The sequence below is a fragment of the Aquariibacter albus genome, assembly GCF_014145335.1.
Lineage (GTDB): Bacteria > Pseudomonadota > Gammaproteobacteria > Burkholderiales > Burkholderiaceae_C > Aquariibacter > Aquariibacter albus.
Map to the genome: position 1 here is coordinate 471,601 of NZ_JACIVI010000001.1, position 16,496 is coordinate 488,096.

The 16,496-nt window shown below is 70.8% G+C and carries 13 protein-coding genes and 4 tRNA genes; 13 read left to right on the top strand and 4 right to left on the bottom strand.

Annotated features, from left to right (window positions below):
* Position 1: 1 nt before the first annotated feature.
* The 6 genes from H4F90_RS02145 to H4F90_RS02170 all read left to right on the top strand — a co-directional run bounded on the left by H4F90_RS02145 (position 2) and on the right by H4F90_RS02170 (position 3,900).
* Complete coding sequence (locus H4F90_RS02145) at positions 2-1,252, top strand: O-succinylhomoserine sulfhydrylase (protein WP_182661050.1); 1,251 nt, start codon at positions 2-4, stop codon at positions 1,250-1,252.
* Positions 1,253-1,346: 94 nt separating this feature from the next.
* Positions 1,347-2,774: a glutamate--tRNA ligase gene (gene gltX / locus H4F90_RS02150; RefSeq protein ID WP_182661052.1), complete on the top strand. Its 1,428-nt coding sequence runs from the start codon at positions 1,347-1,349 to the stop codon at positions 2,772-2,774.
* Positions 2,775-2,886: 112 nt separating this feature from the next.
* Positions 2,887-2,962: transfer RNA gene (locus tag H4F90_RS02155), tRNA-Ala, on the top strand.
* A 40-nt stretch (positions 2,963-3,002) separates the two neighbouring features.
* Positions 3,003-3,078: transfer RNA gene (locus H4F90_RS02160), tRNA-Glu, on the top strand.
* Positions 3,079-3,124: 46 nt separating this feature from the next.
* A tRNA-Asp gene (locus H4F90_RS02165) sits at positions 3,125-3,201 on the top strand.
* Between the two features lie 99 nt (positions 3,202-3,300).
* Positions 3,301-3,900, top strand: a complete 600-nt coding sequence (locus H4F90_RS02170) for a MarC family protein (protein WP_182661054.1) — start codon at positions 3,301-3,303, stop codon at positions 3,898-3,900.
* 256 nt (positions 3,901-4,156) lie between these two features.
* Here the strand turns inward: H4F90_RS02170 and H4F90_RS02175 are convergent.
* Positions 4,157-4,241 (bottom strand) — tRNA-Leu (locus tag H4F90_RS02175).
* 26 nt (positions 4,242-4,267) lie between these two features.
* Here H4F90_RS02175 and rnr point away from each other — a divergent pair.
* A complete protein-coding gene (rnr, locus tag H4F90_RS02180; RefSeq protein ID WP_182661056.1) occupies positions 4,268-6,814 on the top strand; it encodes a ribonuclease R in 2,547 nt (848 codons plus the stop codon).
* A gap of 33 nt (positions 6,815-6,847) precedes the next feature.
* Here rnr and H4F90_RS02185 read toward each other — a convergent pair whose 3' ends face one another.
* The 3 genes from H4F90_RS02185 to H4F90_RS02195 are packed head-to-tail and all read right to left on the bottom strand — an operon-like array spanning position 6,848 to position 11,075.
* A complete protein-coding gene (locus H4F90_RS02185; RefSeq protein WP_182661059.1) occupies positions 6,848-8,389 on the bottom strand; it encodes an NAD(P)H-hydrate dehydratase in 1,542 nt (513 codons plus the stop codon).
* A complete protein-coding gene (locus H4F90_RS02190; RefSeq protein ID WP_182661061.1) occupies positions 8,386-9,663 on the bottom strand; it encodes an NAD(P)/FAD-dependent oxidoreductase in 1,278 nt (425 codons plus the stop codon). The genes H4F90_RS02185 and H4F90_RS02190 overlap by 4 nt, the downstream gene beginning before the upstream one ends.
* The gene (locus H4F90_RS02195) at positions 9,660-11,075 is read right to left on the bottom strand and encodes an amidase (protein ID WP_235971912.1); all 1,416 of its coding nucleotides are present in this window, start codon (positions 11,073-11,075) and stop codon (positions 9,660-9,662) included. Before H4F90_RS02195 ends, H4F90_RS02190 begins: the two co-directional genes overlap by 4 nt.
* A 437-nt stretch (positions 11,076-11,512) precedes the next feature.
* Here H4F90_RS02195 and rpsB point away from each other — a divergent pair, with 437 nt between their 5' ends.
* The 6 genes from rpsB to H4F90_RS02225 all read left to right on the top strand — a co-directional run bounded on the left by rpsB (position 11,513) and on the right by H4F90_RS02225 (position 16,494).
* Positions 11,513-12,256, top strand: coding sequence for a 30S ribosomal protein S2 (gene rpsB / locus H4F90_RS02200; RefSeq protein WP_182661063.1), 744 nt, complete (start codon positions 11,513-11,515; stop codon positions 12,254-12,256).
* A gap of 167 nt (positions 12,257-12,423) precedes the next feature.
* The gene (gene tsf / locus H4F90_RS02205) at positions 12,424-13,320 is read left to right on the top strand and encodes a translation elongation factor Ts (protein WP_182661065.1); all 897 of its coding nucleotides are present in this window, start codon (positions 12,424-12,426) and stop codon (positions 13,318-13,320) included.
* A 177-nt stretch (positions 13,321-13,497) separates the two neighbouring features.
* On the top strand, positions 13,498-14,208 hold the full coding sequence (gene pyrH / locus H4F90_RS02210; protein WP_182661068.1) for a UMP kinase: 711 nt from the start codon (positions 13,498-13,500) through the stop codon (positions 14,206-14,208).
* A 19-nt stretch (positions 14,209-14,227) separates the two neighbouring features.
* A complete protein-coding gene (gene frr / locus H4F90_RS02215) occupies positions 14,228-14,788 on the top strand; it encodes a ribosome recycling factor (RefSeq protein WP_182661070.1) in 561 nt (186 codons plus the stop codon).
* Positions 14,789-14,846: 58 nt separating this feature from the next.
* Positions 14,847-15,617 carry a polyprenyl diphosphate synthase gene (gene uppS, locus H4F90_RS02220; RefSeq protein WP_182661072.1) on the top strand — a complete coding sequence of 257 codons (771 nt, stop codon included), beginning with the start codon at positions 14,847-14,849 and terminating at the stop codon, positions 15,615-15,617.
* Positions 15,618-15,630: 13 nt separating this feature from the next.
* Positions 15,631-16,494 carry a phosphatidate cytidylyltransferase gene (locus tag H4F90_RS02225; protein ID WP_182661074.1) on the top strand — a complete coding sequence of 288 codons (864 nt, stop codon included), beginning with the start codon at positions 15,631-15,633 and terminating at the stop codon, positions 16,492-16,494.
* Positions 16,495-16,496: the final 2 nt, after the last annotated feature.

The following is a 16,496-nucleotide window of genomic DNA, read 5'->3' on the forward strand; positions in this document are numbered from 1 at the left end:
CATGGCCGATCAGGACGACACCGCCCGCAAGCCGGGCCTGCCCCGGGTGGATCTTCCGCCCGACGCGCGGCTGGAGACCCTGGCCGTGCGCGAAGGCCTGCCGGCCACGCCCTGGGGCGAGAACTCCGAGGCCCTGTTCCTGACCAGCAGCTTCGTGCATCCGGACGCCGCCACCGCCGCCCGCCGTTTCGCCGGGGAGGAGGAGGCCTTCGTCTACAGCCGTTTCACCAACCCCACGGTGATGATGATGGAGCGCCGCCTCGCGGCGCTGGAAGGCACCGAGGCCTGCCTGGCCACCGCCAGCGGCATGAGCGCGATCCTCCTGCTGTGCATGGGCCTGCTGAAATCCGGCGACCACGTGGTCTGCTCGCGCAGCGTGTTCGGCTCGACCATCAAGCTGCTGAGCAGCGAGTTCGGCAAGTTCGGCGTCGAGACCACGTATGTCTCGCAGAGTGAGCCTGCCGAATGGCGTGCCGCGATGCGGCCGAACACCAGGCTGCTGTTCGCCGAGACGCCCAGCAACCCCCTGACCGAGGTCTGCGACATCCAGGCCCTGGCCGACATCGCCCACGAGGGCGGCGCGCTGCTGGTCGTCGACAACTGCTTCTGCTCGCCGGCGCTGCAGCAGCCGGTGAAGCTGGGCGCCGACTTGATCATCCATTCCGGCACCAAGTACCTGGATGGCCAGGGCCGGGTGTTGGCGGGCATGGTCTGCGGCCCCAAGTCCATCGTCGAAGGCGTGCTGGTGCCGGTGATGCGCAGCGCCGGCATGAGCCTGTCACCCTTCAATGCCTGGGTGGTGCTCAAGGGCCTGGAGACGCTGGGGATCCGCATGGCCGCGCAGAGCGCGAACGGCCTGGCCCTGGCCCAGTGGCTGGAAGCGCATCCGGCCGTCGAGCGGGTCTACCACCCCGGCCTGGCCTCGCATCCCCAGCATGCGCTGGCCATGGCCCAGCAGGGTGGGGTGGGCGGCGCGGTGTTGAGCTTCATCGTCAAGTCCGCCGACGCGGTGCAGGCCCGCGAGCGCGCCTTCGCCGTCATCGACGCGACGCGCATCTGCTCGATCACCGCCAACCTCGGTGACACCAAGACCACCATCACCCATCCGGCCAGCACCTCGCACGGCCGGCTTAGCGAAGACCAGCGCCTGGCCGCCGGCATCACCCAGGGCCTGATCCGCGTCGCGGCCGGCCTGGAGCATGTCGAGGACCTGAAGGTCGACCTGGCCCGCGGCCTGGACCGCCTGGTCTGAATCCCTCGGCGGGCCGGTCGCCGTGTCGGCGACCGGCCCGATGTCTTTGGCGGCCGCGCGGCCTGTGCCGTACCGGCCTTTCGATCTCCAAGCCATGAGCGACCTCCAACGTCCGGTCCGCACGCGTTTCGCGCCCAGCCCGACCGGCTTCATCCACCTCGGCAACATCCGCTCCGGCCTCTACCCCTGGCTCTTCGCCCGGGCCCGGGGCGGGCAGTTCATCCTGCGCATCGAGGACACGGACACCGAGCGCTCCTCGCAGGAGGCGGTCGACGTCATCCTCGAGGGCATGCGGTGGCTGGGCCTGGCGCACGACGAGGGCCCCTTTTTCCAGATGCAGCGCATGGACCGCTATCGTGCGGTCGTGCAGCAGCTGCTCGACGCCGGGCTGGCCTACCGCTGCTACACCACGCCGGCCGAGCTGGATGCGCTGCGCGAACAACAGCTCGCCGCCAAGCTGAAGCCGCGCTACGACGGCCGCTGGCGGCCCGAGCCCGGCAAGCGCCTGCCGCCGGTGCCGGAGGGCGTGGCCCCGGTCATCCGCTTCAAGACGCCGCAGGGTGGCAGCGTGGCGTGGACGGACAAGGTCAAGGGCCTGATCGAGTTCAGCAACGAGGAGCTCGATGACCTGGTCATCGCCCGCCCGGCTGCGCCCGGCGAGGCCATCGGCGTGCCGACCTACAACTTCTGCGTGGTCGTCGACGACCTCGACATGGGCATCACCCACGTCATCCGCGGGGACGACCATGTCAACAACACCCCGCGGCAGATCCACATCTTCCGCGCGCTGGGCGCCGAGCCGCCGGTCTTCGCCCACCTGCCGACCGTGCTGAACGAGCAGGGCGAGAAGATGAGCAAGCGCCACGGGGCCAAGCCGGTCACGGCCTACCGCGACGAGGGCTATCTGGCCGATGCCGTCGTGAACTACCTGGCCCGCCTGGGCTGGAGCCACGGTGACGATGAGATCTTCAGTCGCGAGCAGCTCATCAGCTGGTTCGACCTGGACCACCTGGGCAAGAGCGCCGGCCAGTTCGACGAGGCCAAGCTGCGCTGGGTGAATGCCCAGCATCTCAAGATGAGCCCCGACGAGGCCCTCGTCCCGCTGGTGGCCGAGCAACTGGCACGCCGTGGGCTGCATGGTCTCGCCGAGGACCCGCGCAGCGCCGCGCGCATCGGTCTGTTCAAGGACCGCTGCAGCACGACGGCCGAGATCGCCGACTGGCTGTCGATGTATCACGGACCCGTCAGCCCCTCGGAAGCTGAGCAGGCTCAGCATCTGAGCCCGGCCATCCGTCCGGCCCTGGTGGCGCTGGCCGACGCGCTGGCTGCCCTGCCGGACTGGACGGCGGCTGCGATCGGCCAAGCCTTCAAGGGGGTCCTTGCCGCCCAGGGCCTGAAGATGCCGCAGTTGGCCATGCCGGTGCGGGTGGCCGTGTGCGGCCGGGCCCAGACGCCTTCGGTCGACGCGGTGCTGTCGCTCTTTGATCAAGAAATTGTGGTCAGGCGCTTGCGCGAGGCCTGAAAGTGGTTCATAATCTCTTTCTCGCTTGAACGGCGCAGCCCAAAAGCAAGACGCAACGCAAAACGATGCAGCTTGCCACGAACCAGCCCACCCGCTGGCATCGTGATTCAAAGGGGGTATAGCTCAGCTGGGAGAGCGCTTGCATGGCATGCAAGAGGTCAGCGGTTCGATCCCGCTTACCTCCACCAAATGATCTGGTGGCGCGCGGTTCAAGAGGCGACGGTTTTAGTCCCCTTCGTCTAGAGGCCTAGGACACGACCCTTTCACGGTTGTAACAGGGGTTCGAATCCCCTAGGGGACGCCAAGTTTGACGATGCTTGCGCAGCAATGCGAAATATCGTTACCGACAAGGAGTGGTAGTTCAGTCGGTTAGAATACCGGCCTGTCACGCCGGGGGTCGCGGGTTCGAGTCCCGTCCACTCCGCCAAACGCAAAAGGGCGCCTTCGGGCGCCCTTTTGTCATGGGTCCTCGGAGGGTTGCGCTGCGTACGCCTGCCCCGCCCAGGACTGGCCGAGAATGGCAGTCATGGACCACAGCTTCGCTTCGGCGCTTGTCCTCCTGCTGCTCGTGCTGGATCCGCTGGGCGGCTTGCCGGTCTACATCACCGTGCTGGACAGGGTGGATCCCGCCCGGCGAGCCCGGCTCGCGTTGCGCGAAAGCGTCATCGCCTTCCTGCTTCTGCTCGCCTTCATGCTCGGCGGTCAGGGGTTTCTCCGGCTGATGAACCTTTCCGAGCGGGCGCTCGAAGTGGCGGGTGGCGTGATCCTGATGATCATCGCCATCCGCATGATCTTCGCCCGCGACGGGGTGATGCCCATGGAGGCGGACCGACGCGAACCCCTGATTTTTCCGCTCGCCGTTCCCTTGCTGGCTGGGCCGTCGGCCCTGGCGACCGTGCTGCTGCTCGCGTCGCGCCAGCCGGATCGCTTGTTGCACTGGGTGCTGGCGCTGGCAGTGGCCATGGGCATCTGCCTGCTCGTGCTGCTGTCCGCCGCGCGCCTGCAGCGATGGCTGGGCGAGCCCTTGGTCCATGCGCTGGAGAAGCTGATGGGCCTGGTGCTGACCGCGATCGCGGTCGAGATGCTGCTCTCCGGTCTGCGGCGCTACTTTGGCGGTTTGAGCTGAACCGAGGTGGCGCGCGGAAGACAGGGCAGGGCGATGTTGCCGCGAAGCTGGGGCACACTCGGCCCATGACTTTGACGACGGTTCGGCCCGCCTTCACAAACCCTTGGCGTTCGATGCCGCAAGGTCATGGCGCGGTTCATGGCCCGCAAGAGGCATCGCCCTTCGCGACGTCACAAAGCAAAACGCCCTCAAGCTGCAAGCTTGAGGGCGTCTGCCTCGATCTGTTTCGTTTCCTTGACTGCCGTACCGACAGTGTTGGTGCCCAGGAGAGGACTCGAACCTCCACGGAGTTACCCGCTAGTACCTGAAACTAGTGCGTCTACCAATTCCGCCACCTGGGCTCGGCAACGAAGAATGAAATTCTAAGATGAAAAATGAACAGGGCTCAAGCCCGAATGTGAAAAGTGGCGCGAGTGCAACACTGCTGGCTGAAGTTGAAGGTTTGGTGCAGGGCCATCGTGACGGCCACGGCTTCGTGCAGCGTGACGACGGCGAGGCCGATCTCTATCTGTCGCCGCAGGAAATGCGTGCGGTGTTGCATCGCGACAGGGTTCGTGCCCGCATCATCCGTCTGGATCGCAAGGGGCGCCCCGAAGCCCGGGTGCTCGAGATCCTCGAGCGCCGCAAGACGCCGATCATCGGCCGCCTGCTGTTCGAGGGGGGCGTCTGGCTGGTCGCGCCCGAGGACAAGCGCTACGGCCAGGACATCCTCATCCCCAAGCAGGCCACGGCCAAGGCCCAGCCGGGCCAGGTGGTGGCGGTCGAGTTGACCGAGACGCCCTCCATGTATGCGCAGCCGGTCGGCCGCATCACCGAGGTGCTTGGCGAGGTCGACGATCCCGGCATGGAGATCGAGATCGCGGTCCGCAAATACGAGGTGCCGCACCGCTTCACGGCCGAGACCATGGCCCAGGCGGCCAAGCTGCCCGACAAGGTGCGGCCGATCGACAAGAAGGGCCGCATCGACCTGAGCGACGTGCCGCTCGTCACCATCGACGGCGAGGATGCGCGCGACTTCGACGACGCTGTCTACTGCGAGCCGATCGCGATCGGCCGAGCGAAGAAACCCAACGGCTGGCGTCTGGTGGTCGCCATCGCCGATGTCAGCCACTACGTGAAGCCGGGCGAGGCCATCGACGACGATGCCTACGAGCGGGCGACCAGCGTCTACTTCCCGCGCCGCGTGATCCCGATGCTGCCGGAGAAGCTCAGCAACGGCCTGTGCTCGCTGAACCCGGAGGTCGACCGGCTCTGCATGGTCTGCGACATGGTGATCGACGGTGGCGGCGAGATCGTCGCCTACCAGTTCTTCCCCGCGGTCATGCACTCGGCCGCGCGCTTCACCTACACCGAGGTCGCTTCCATCCTGGCCAACACCCGCGGGCCCGAGGCCGCGAAGCGCAAGGCCCTGGTGCCGCATCTGGTCGACCTGCACGAGGTCTACCGCGCCCTGCTCAAGGCGCGCAGCCTGCGCGGTGCGGTGGACTTCGACACCACCGAGACGGCCATCGTCTGCGACGACAACGGTCGCATCGAGAAGATCGTCCCGCGCACCCGCAACGACGCCCACCGCCTGATCGAGGAGGCCATGCTGGCCGCCAATGTCTGCGCGGCCGAGTTCATTGCCCAGGCCGAGCATCCGGTGCTCTATCGCGTGCACGAAGGCCCCACGCCCGAGAAGCGCACGACGCTGCAGAACTACCTGAAGGCCCTGGGCCTGGGGCTGAACATCGGCGACGACCCGCACCCGCGCGAGTTCCAGGCCATCGCCCAGGCCACCCGCGAGCGGCCCGATGCGCAGCAGATCCACAGCATGTTGCTGCGCTCGATGCAGCAAGCGATCTACACGCCGGTCAACAGCGGCCACTTCGGCCTGGCCTACGGGGCCTACGCGCACTTCACCAGCCCGATCCGACGCTACCCGGACCTGCTGGTGCATCGGGTGATCAAGGCCATCCTGGGCCAGAAGCGCTATCACCTGCATGCGCCGGAGCTGGCGAGTTCGGCCGTCCACACCCGCAAGTTGCCGCGCGGCAAGCCGGCAGGCAAGGGGGCGGGCGCGATGGCCACCGCCGTGCCCGCGCCGCCGGTGCGCCAGCCCAAGCTCAGTCCGGCCGAGCAGGCCATGTGGGACGCCGCCGGTGCGCACTGCAGCGCGAACGAGCGCCGCGCCGACGAGGCGTCGCGCGACGTCGAGGCCTGGCTCAAGTGCAAGTTCATGCGCGAGCACCTCGGGGAGGAGTTCGGGGGCACCGTCACCGCGGTGACCAGCTTCGGCCTCTTCGTCACGCTCGACGAGCTGTATGTGGAGGGCCTCATCCACATCACCGAGCTCGGCGGCGAGTACTACCGCTTCGACGAGGCCCGCCAGGAGTTGCGTGGCGAACGCACCGGCGTGCGCTATGTGGTGGGCAGCCGCTTGCGGGTGCAGGTCAGCCGGGTCGACCTGGACGGGCGCAAGATCGATTTCCGTCTGGTGCGCGATCCGCTGCTCGCGCCGCCGCCGGCGGGCGGCGGGCGTGGGGGCAAGGCCGCTGGCCGTGCCCGTCCGGCGTCCGAGCCTCCGGCCGAGCCCGTGTCCGCGGTCGAGGCCCTGGCCGCCGTCCAGACCGAGGATCGGGACGAGAAGCAGGCCGCGCGCAAGGCCCGTGCCGCAGGCGCTGGCAAGCCGCGCCGCGCGGCCCTGCTGTCGCCGCCGCCCGGCGAGGAGTCGGCCCCTGAAACGCTCTGGGAGGTGGGGCCTCCGGTCGTCGAGCCCCGGCCCCGTGCCAAGGGCGGCAAGGCGGCCAAGGCCGCCAAGACGGCTCCGTCCGCGAAGGCGGGATCCGGCCGCCGCAAGGCCGCCGCCGATCCTGCCGCGGCGGCAGCCGAGGCCCGCCCGGCCCGCAAGAGCCGGCGCAGCAGCAAGCGCTGAGCGCGCAGGACCCGCCTCCGGCGGGCCCGCGTCTCAGCCGCGCGGCAGGTTCTGAAGGGCCTCGATCAGGCGCAGCGCGTCCAGCGGCTGGCCGGGGCCGCGCGCGGCCTGCCAGGCGTCGGCCGCGGCGCCATGGCTCCACACGCCGAGCCGCAGCGCGTCCCATGCGTCCAGGCCCTGCGCCCACAGGCCGCCGATCCAGCCGGCCAGCACGTCGCCGGTCCCGCCGCTGGCCAGGGCGGCATTGCCGCTGGCGTTGATCGCGCTGCGGCCATCCGGCGCGGCCAGCACGCTGCCCGAGCCCTTGAGCACCACCATCGCGCCGTAGCGTTGCGCGAGCTGCCGCGCGGCCGCCAGGCGGTCGGCCTGGACCGCTTCGGTCGTGCAGCCCAGCAGGCGGGCGGCTTCCAGCGGATGCGGGGTCAGCATGGCCGGGGCGGTCCGTGTGCGCAGTCCCTGTGCCAGGGCTGGGTCGGTGGCCAGGGCGTTCAGTGCATCAGCATCCAGCAGCAGCCGCGGCGCGCCGGCGATGAGCGCCGGCAGCCAGGCGCCGACCCCCGCGCCACCGCCGCAGCCGGCCACTACTGTCGCACGGGCCAGGGCCTCGCCGCGCAGGGCCTCCGGTGCCCGGGTCATCAGCGCCGGATGGCCGGGCGGAGCCGCTGTCGGGTCCAGCCGCAGGACATGCACGCGGCCGGCTCCTGCGGCCAGGCCGGCCCGGGCGGCCAGTTCGATGGCGCCTGACATGCCCGCCGCACCGCCCAGCGCCCACAGATCGCCCTGGCTGCCCTTGTGCGCGGTGTGCGGGCGATCCGGCCAGCAGCCCGCGCAGCCCGGCGCGTCCAGCAGGCGCGGCGTGCTTGCCGTCGCCGGAAGCGCCACCCCCAGGTCGTCATGCCAGATCGTGCCGGCATGGTCGCGGCCCGCAGCCGTCCAGAGACCGGGCTTCAGGCCGAGCAGGCTCAGCGTCCAGCGGGCGCGCACGGCCGGGCCTGCGCAGCTGCCGGTGTCGGCGGCCAGGCCGCTCGGCAGGTCCACCGCCAGGATGCCAGCCGGCAGGCCCTCGAGGGCGGCCAATGCCGTGGCCACCGGCCCCTCGGGGGGGCGCCGGGCCGACAGGCCCAAGCCCAGGAGGGCATCGATCACCAGGTCGTCCGGACCCAGGCCCTCGGGCGGCTGCGGGGGGCCGCCGGCTGACACGGCGAGGCCGGCGGCCCGGGCTTGTGCCAGGGCCCAGCACGCATCGCCGGCTTGCGGCTCGGCGGCCAGCCACACGCTCACCGGCAGGCCCGCGGCCCGCAGCAGACGGGCCGCGACCAGGCCATCGCCACCGTTGTTGCCGGCGCCGGCCAGCACCCAGGCCTGGCGGGCATGCGGCGCCAGCGCACGGCCGAGGCGGGCCACCGCATGGCCGGCCCGCGCCATCAGCGCATGGGGCGGCAGCGCCCGGGCGGCTTCGGCCTCGCCGCGTCGCAGGAGGGCGCTGTCGTGCAGCGGCAGCCCTTCGGCCGGGCCCTGGCGCCGTGGCAGCCGCTGCGGCGCGGCGGGCAGGGCGGAGGCCGGCCCGGAGCTCATGCCGCAACGTCCGCCAGCGCGTCGGCAGCAAGCAGCTCGGCCTGGCCGCGGCCCGCCAGGGCGTCGGCCAGGCGCTGGGCGCTGCCGCAGGCCAGGGCCCAGCCGGCACGGCCGTGGCCGAGGTTGAGCCACAGGCCCGGGGCCTCGCTGGCGCCGATGCGCGGCAGGCCATCGGCGAAGCCCAGGTGCATGCCGCACCAGACCTGGCCCCGTTCGGTCTGGGTGATGCTGGGGAAGTCGCGCTGCGCGGCACGGTAGAGCCGCTCGACCAGGGCTTTCGGAGGCTGGCCATCGCCACTGGGGCGGTGCCAGAGGCCGGCCACGCGCAGGCGGTCGCCGAGGCGGGCCATCATCAGCGCGCCGTCGGCGTCGATCAGACCGCGCACCGGGCCCCGGTCGGGGTCGCGCAGCGGCAGGGTCAGGGACAGGCCGGCCTCGCGCACCAGCGGCAGGGCCGGGCCGGGCAGCAGCGGCGCGGCCGCACCGCTGCACAGCACGACGGCGTCGAACTGCCGGGGCGGCGGCGCCGTGCGCTCCGGCGGTGCCGGGCCACGGCCGCCGGGTCGGGCGCCGCTCAGGCTGCCGCGGTTCGAGGTGTCGTGCTCGATCCACTGCAGGGTCAGCGGCCGGCCTGGCTCGACATGCTGCACCTCGACGCCGAAGAGGAAGCGCGCACCGCGCGCTTCCGCCTGCTCGCGCAGTTGCTGCGCGATCTGCCGGACATTGACCATCTCGGCCTCCGGCCAGAACAGCAGGCCGCTGCCGGGCGCATCGGGCGCCAGATCGGGCTCGCTGGCCCGCCAGGCCTCGCGGTCGAGGAAGCGGCTGCCGGCCGCCGCCAGGGGCTGCGCGGCCAGGGCCGCTTCGAGCCGAAGCCGGCCGGCCTCGTCGGCGATCCGCAGGCCCACGCCCAGGCTGTGCTCGTAAGGCAGGGCCTCCCGGTCGAACCAGCGGCCGAGCACGCGCTGGCTGTCCCGGGCCAGCCGGGCCATCTGCTCGCGGCGACGCTGGGTGCGGCCGTCGCGCGTCGCCCGCCAGCGCTGCCAGCGTCCCGCCAGACCGGGCAGTGGCGGCGGATCGACCAGGCTGGCCACCGGTCCGCCCAGGGCCAGCACGCCCGGGGCGAGCAGGCCGGCCGGCGCGAAGCTGCCCTCGGCGGCCAGGCTGCCGCGGCGCTCGAAGACGGTGACGGCATGGCCATCCTCGGCCAGGGCCCGGGCACTCGCGACGCCGACGATGCCGGCGCCGATCACGGCGATGCGCTGCGGCTTCATGCGGCAGCTCCTGCATGCGCAGCGGCCAGGGCGGTTTCGACGGCGCGGGCCGCGTCGAGCAGGCCGGCATCGCGGCCGCGGCCGGCCCAGAGCATCAGGCCCAGGGGCGGCTCGCCCGGGGCCTGCGCCGGCAGGCTGATCGCGCAGCCGTCGAGCACATTGACCACGGTCGGATTGCGCAGCAGGCGGGCGTTGACCGCGAAGAAGGCCGCGTCGCGGGCCTCGGCCTCCGTGGCCGGGGCGCCGGGCGCAGCCGGCAGCAGGGGATCGAGCAGGGGGGGAAGGTCGGGCACGGTGGGTGAGAGAAGGGCGTCGAAGCCGGCGATGGCCGCATCGACGCGGCCGATCCACGCGGCGCGGGCACGCTGGAGGTCAAGGTAGTCGGCCGCGGACTGGCTGGCGCCGCGGCGGATCCGGGCGGCGACCCGTGGGTCGTAGGCGTCCGGCTGGGTCTCGAGGGCCTGGCGGTGCCAGGCCCAGGCTTCGGCCGCGGGGAAGCCGCCGAGGGCATTCATCGCCGCCAGCTCGCCCAGCTCGGGCAGCGGCAGCGGGTCGATGCGGGCGCCGGCCGCGCGCAGCCGGGCCAGCGCGGCCTCGAAGCCGCGGGCAAGCCGCGGGTCGAGGGCCTCAAGCATCAGGGTTTCAGGCAGACCCAGGCGCAGGGCGGCCAGCGGCCGGTCCCGGCGCGGCAGCGGGGCGCCGCGCAGCACCGCGTCGAGCAGGGCCGCATCGCGCACGCTGAGGGTGATCGCGCCGACCGTGTCCAGCGTCGGTGCAAGCGGCAGCATGCCTTCGCGGGGTATGGCGGACTGCGTCGGCTTGAAGCCCACCAGGCCCTGCAGCGCCGCCGGAATGCGCAGCGAGCCCCCGGTGTCGCTGCCGAGGCCGGCCCAGGCCGCGCCGCCCGCCACCGCGGCAGCCGACCCGGAGCTGGATCCCCCCGGTACACGCCGGGGTCCGCCCGGCTCCAGCCGTGCGCTTGCCGGATTGGCCAGCACCGGATGGTGCGGGTTCAGGCCGACGCCGGAGTAGGCGAACTCGTTCATGTGCGCCCGGCCGATCAGCACCGCCCCGGCGGCCCGCAGGCGGGCCACGGCCGGCGCATCGGCACGGGCGGGCGCCGCCCCGGCCAGACGGCGGGAGCCGCCGGCCGTGACCTGACCGGCGACGTCGAACAGGTCCTTCACCACGACGGCCAGGCCCCCCAGCGGCGGCCGCGGCCGGCCGGCGGCGCAGGCCTGGTCGATGGCCCGCGCGGCGGCTTGCGCACCTGCGGCGTCGATCTGCAGGAAGGCCGGCGCCACCTGGGGATCGAGCGCCGCCTGCAGGCAGCTGGCCAGGGCATCCTGCGCGCCCTGGGGCAGGCCCGGTTGCAGCCGGGTCAGCTGGTCGCAGAGGTCGGGGCGGGTCAAGGTGCTAAACTCTTTGGGTTTATCCGAAGACAAGGCGCAAGGCGCTGGATCTGCAAGCCGTGCGCGCTTGCGGGGCCAGCGAATTGGCAGGCCGGTCCGGCACCCAGGTGCATTCCTGGGGTTCGGTTCCGCGGCAATTTGCGTCGGTGGGTTCGGGCAGGTCCGAGGGACTGCCTGCCGAACACGCCTCCTTGCTGGTCCCGCCAACAAGGCTTGTCGGTCGCGAAGATGCGCAGTGTGCCTGCTTCAGCCGGTCGTTCCGATGACCCGCCCGGGTGCCCTGCCAGATCCGTGGCCGGATGAACCCATGTCCCGCCCTCGCGGGCCCGGCTCCGAAAAGGTGTCGAGGTCCCGGGACGATGACGGCCAGCGGCCGCATCCCCGGAGCCTTGATCCGTGCCGTGCCTCAGACCCAACCTTTCGAAGGAATCGAAACCATGTCGTTCAGCATGCGCGAAATGCTGGAAGCCGGCGTCCACTTCGGACACCAGACCCGCTTCTGGAACCCCAAGATGGCCCCGTTCATCTTCGGCCATCGCAACAAGATCCACATCATCAACCTCGAGAAGACGCTGCCGCTCTACGAGGAAGCGATGAAGTTCATCCGCCAGCTGTCGGCCCGTCGCGGCACGATCCTGCTGGTCGGCACCAAGCGCCAGGCCCGCGAAGTCGTCGCGCAGGAAGCCCAGCGCGCCGGCATCCCCTACGTCGACCAGCGCTGGCTGGGCGGCATGCTGACCAACTTCAAGACGGTCAAGGGCTCGATCAAGAAGCTCAAGGACATGCAGGCCCAGGCGGAAGCCGGTCTCGAGTCCATGAGCAAGAAGGAAGGCCTGCTGTTCCAGCGCGAGCTGGACAAGCTGCAGAAGGACATCGGCGGCATCGCCGACATGAACGCGCTGCCGGACGCCATCTTCGTGATCGACGTGGGCTACCACAAGATCGCGATCGCCGAGGCCAAGAAGCTGGGCATTCCGGTCATCGGCGTGGTCGACACCAACCACAACCCGGATGGCATCGACTACGTGATCCCCGGCAACGACGACTCGGCCAAGGCCGTGGCGCTGTACGCCAAGTCGGTGGCCGAGGCCGTGCTGGCCGGCAAGGCCAACGCGATCAATGAAGTGGTCGCTGCGGCCCAGGACGGCGACGAGTTCGTCGAGGTCAGCGACGCGGTCTGACGCCTCGGCGCCAGCCAGGATCAGGGGCTGTCTCAGCCCCTTTTTCTTGAGCCCCCGTTTGTCGACCGGCCGTCCGCGGCCCGCCGTCCGGCCGGTCGGAAGCCCCCTGTGGCGCCCTGTGCGCCGCCGTCCCGCCCCGGCGGGACATCCCAACACGGAGTGACACCATGCCTGCAATCACCGCCTCGATGGTCGCCGAACTGCGCGCCAAGACCGATGCGCCGATGATGGAGTGCAAGAAGGCCCTGACCGAGGCCGACGGCGACCTGGCCCGCGCGGAGGAAATCCTGCGCGTCAAGCTGGGCAACAAGGCCGGCAAGGCGGCCTCGCGCATCACCGCCGAAGGCGTCATCGCTGCTGCGATCAGCGGCAGCACCGGCGCGATGATCGAGATCAACTGCGAGACCGACTTCGTCTCGAAGAACGACAGCTTCCTGGCCTTTGCCAACGCCGCCGCCCGCCTGGTGGCCGAAGCCAATCCGGCCGACGTGGCCGCGCTGTCGGCCCTGGCCTACGCGCAGGATGGCTTCGGTCCGACGCTCGAGGACGTGCGCAAGGGCCTGATCGGCAAGATCGGCGAGAACATGTCGATCCGCCGCTTCCAGCGCTACGCCTCGGGCGCCCAGCTGGCCCACTACCTGCACGGCACCCGCATCGGCGTGGTCGTCGAGTTCGAGGGCAGCGAAGTCGCCGCCAAGGACGTGGCGATGCACGTGGCCGCGATGAAGCCGGCCGCGCTGTCGAGCGCCGAGGTCCCGGCCGAGCTGGTCGAGAAGGAGCGCAAGATCGCCGCCGAGAAGGCTGCTGAATCGGGCAAGCCGGCCGAGATCGTCGCCAAGATGGTCGAGGGCTCGGTGCAGAAGTACCTGAAGGAAGTCTCGCTGCTCGACCAGGTCTTCGTGAAGGCCGCCGACGGCAAGCAGACCGTGGCCGCCTACCTGAAGGGTGCGAGCACCACGGTGAAGGCCTTCACGCTCTACGTGGTCGGCGAAGGCATCGAGAAGAAGCAGGACGACTTCGCGGCCGAAGTGGCCGCCCAGGTCGCAGCCGCCAAGGGCGCCTGAGCGCCTTGGCTGGAACCGCCCCGCGGGGGCGGTTCCGGTTCAAGGGCCCGGCGGGCCTGCCGAGGTCCTGCCGGGCCGGGGCGAGACCCCAGGTTTCCCCCTAAACTGGACGGCGCTGCGCCGGGCCGTCCTCCCGTTTTCGTCCCGGGCGCCCCACCGACCCGAGGAGTCTCCTGCATGCCCGCGTACCGACGCATCCTGCTCAAACTGTCCGGCGAAGCCCTGATGGGCGATGACGCCTACGGCATCAACCGCGCGACCATCGCCCGCATGGTGGCCGAGGTCCATGCCGTCACGAAGCTGGGTTGCGAAGTGGCCGTGGTCATCGGGGGCGGCAACATCTTCCGCGGCGTCGCGGGAGGCTCGGTCGGCATGGACCGGGCGACGGCCGACTACATGGGCATGCTGGCCACCGTCATGAACTCGCTGGCCCTGGCCGACGCGATGCGCCAGGACGGCCTGACCGCCCGTGTGATGTCCGCCATCGCGATCGACCAAGTGGTCGAGCCCTATGTGCGGCCCAAGGCCCTGCAGTACCTGGAAGAAGGCAAGGTCGTCGTTTTCGCCGCGGGCACGGGCAACCCCTTCTTCACCACCGACACCGCCGCTGCGCTGCGTGGCGCCGAGATCGGTGCCGAAGTCGTGCTCAAGGCCACCAAGGTCGATGGCGTCTACACCGCCGACCCAGCCAAGGACCCGAGCGCGACCCGCTATTCCACGATCAGCTTCGACGAGGCCATCGCCCGCAACCTGCAGGTGATGGACGCGACCGCCTTCGCGCTGTGCCGCGACCAGAAGCTGCCGATCCGCGTGTTCTCCATCCTGAAGACCGGTGCGCTGATGCGTGTCGTGCAGGGCGAGGACGAGGGCACGCTGGTCCACGTCTGACCCCCCGAGGTTTTCCGCCATGAGCATTGCCGACATCAAGAAAAGCTTCGAGCAGAAGAGCGCCAAGTCCATCGAGGCCTTCAAGCACGAGCTGACCAAGATCCGCACCGGCCGCGCCCACCCGGGCATCCTCGACCAGGTGCAGGTCGAGTACTACGGCTCGATGGTGCCGATCAGCCAGGTGGCCAACGTCAGCCTGCTCGATGCCCGCACGATCAGCGTGCAGCCCTGGGAAAAGGGCCTGGGCCAGAAGATCGAGAAGGCCATCCGCGAGAGCGATCTGGGCCTGAACCCGGCCAGCCAGGGTGACCTGATCCGCGTGCCGATGCCGCCGCTCACCGAAGAGCGCCGCAAGGAGCTGACCAAGGTCGTGCGCAATGCCGGCGAGGACGCGAAGGTGGCCGTGCGCAACCTGCGCCGCGATGCGAACGAGCAGGCCAAGAAGATGCTCAAGGACAAGCTGATCCCGGAGGACGACGAGCGTCGCTCGGGTGAGGACATCCAGAAGCTGACCGACAAGACGATTGCCGAGATCGACAAGCTGGTCCAGGGCAAGGAAGCCGAGATCCTGGCCGTCTGAGCCCCTGCTGGCCGATCGGCCCGGTGCGCCTGCGCCGGGTGGCCTGGACGAGACCTTGATGCGCGAAGCCGATTCCCCGTCGATCCCCCGGCATGTCGCCATCGTCATGGATGGCAACGGGCGCTGGGCCCGCAAGCGGCTGATGCCGCGCGTCTTCGGCCACAAGGCCGGCGTCGATGCCCTGGTGCGCACGGTGCGCGCCTGCGCCGACCGCGGGGTGCGCCACCTGACGGTGTTCGCGTTTTCCAGCGAGAACTGGAAGCGGCCCGAAGACGAAGTCTCGGGCCTGATGGCGCTGATGATGAATGCCGTGGCCAAGCACATGGCCGCCCTGCGCGAGGAGGGTGTGCGGGTGCGCATCGTCGGCGACCGCAGCGGCATCTCGGCCGGCGTCATCGCCTCCTGGGACACGATCGAGGCGGCGACTGCGCACAACCAGCGCATCGATCTCTACGTCGCCTTCAACTACGGGGGGCGCTGGGACATCGTGCAGGCCTGCAAGCGCCTGCTCGCCGAGGGCGTGGACCCCTCCACCCTCGACGAGGCCCGCCTGGCCCGCCACCTCGTCATGCACGAGGCCCCGGACCCGGACCTCTTCATCCGCACCGGCGGCGAACTTCGCCTTTCCAACTTCCTGCTCTGGCAAAGCGCCTATGCCGAGCTGCATTTCAGCGACTGCCTGTGGCCCGACTTCGATGCCGGCGAACTCGATCGCGCGTTGCAGGCCTATGCCCGTCGCGAACGCCGCTTCGGCCGGGTGACGGCTTCCCCGCCGGATGCCGACGCGGCCGTGCCGCTGTCGCAGCCGGCTTCCTTCCTGTCACGCTGAACCGGAGCCTGCGATGCTGCGCCAGCGCGTGATCACCGCGGTGCTGCTGCTGGCCGTGCTGCTGCCGGCCATGGCGGCGCGCAGCCTGTGGCCGCTGGCCTTGATCGGCGCGGCCATCGTCGGCGCCGGGGGCTGGGAATGGGCCCGTCTCAACGGCAGCCGCCAGCCTGTGCTGGCGGGCCTGTTGCTGGTCCTGCTCGGGGCGGTGCTGGCCCGTGTCGGCCTGGGCTGGCAGGCGGCGCATTTCACGGCCTCGGCCCCGCTGCCGGTCGCGCCGGCAGCCCTGTGGTGGTGTCTGAGCGGTGCCTGGGTGCTGGGCCTGGTCCGGGTGCTGGGGGGCGGCGTCGCCCGCTGGCCGGCCTGGCCTCAGGGTCTGCGGCTGCTGCTGGGCGCCCCCATGCTGTGGGCCGCCGGCCTGGCCCTGCTGACGGCCAGGGCGCAGGGGCTGGCCTTCCTTGTGTCGCTGCTGGCCCTGGTCTGGGTGGCCGACATCGCCGCCTATTTCGGCGGCCGCCGCTTCGGCCGCCGCAAGCTGGCGCCGACGATCAGTCCGGGCAAGAGCTGGGAGGGCGTCTGGAGCGGCGCGCTGGGCGTGGCCCTGCTGGCCACGGCCTGGATCGCGGCCGACCGCCTGCTCGGCGCCGCCGGCCCGAGCTATTACACCGTGCTGCTCGAACGCCACGGTCCGCTGGTGCTGGCCCTCGCCCTGGCCCTGCTGACCGCGCTCAGCGTGAGCGGTGATCTCTTCGAGTCCCTGGTCAAGCGCAGCGCCGGGGTCAAGGATTCCAGCGGCCTGCTGCCCGGTCATGGCGGGGTGCTCGACCGCATCGATGCCCTGCTGCCGGTGCTGCCGGTGGCCCTGGCCCTGGTGGCCTGAGC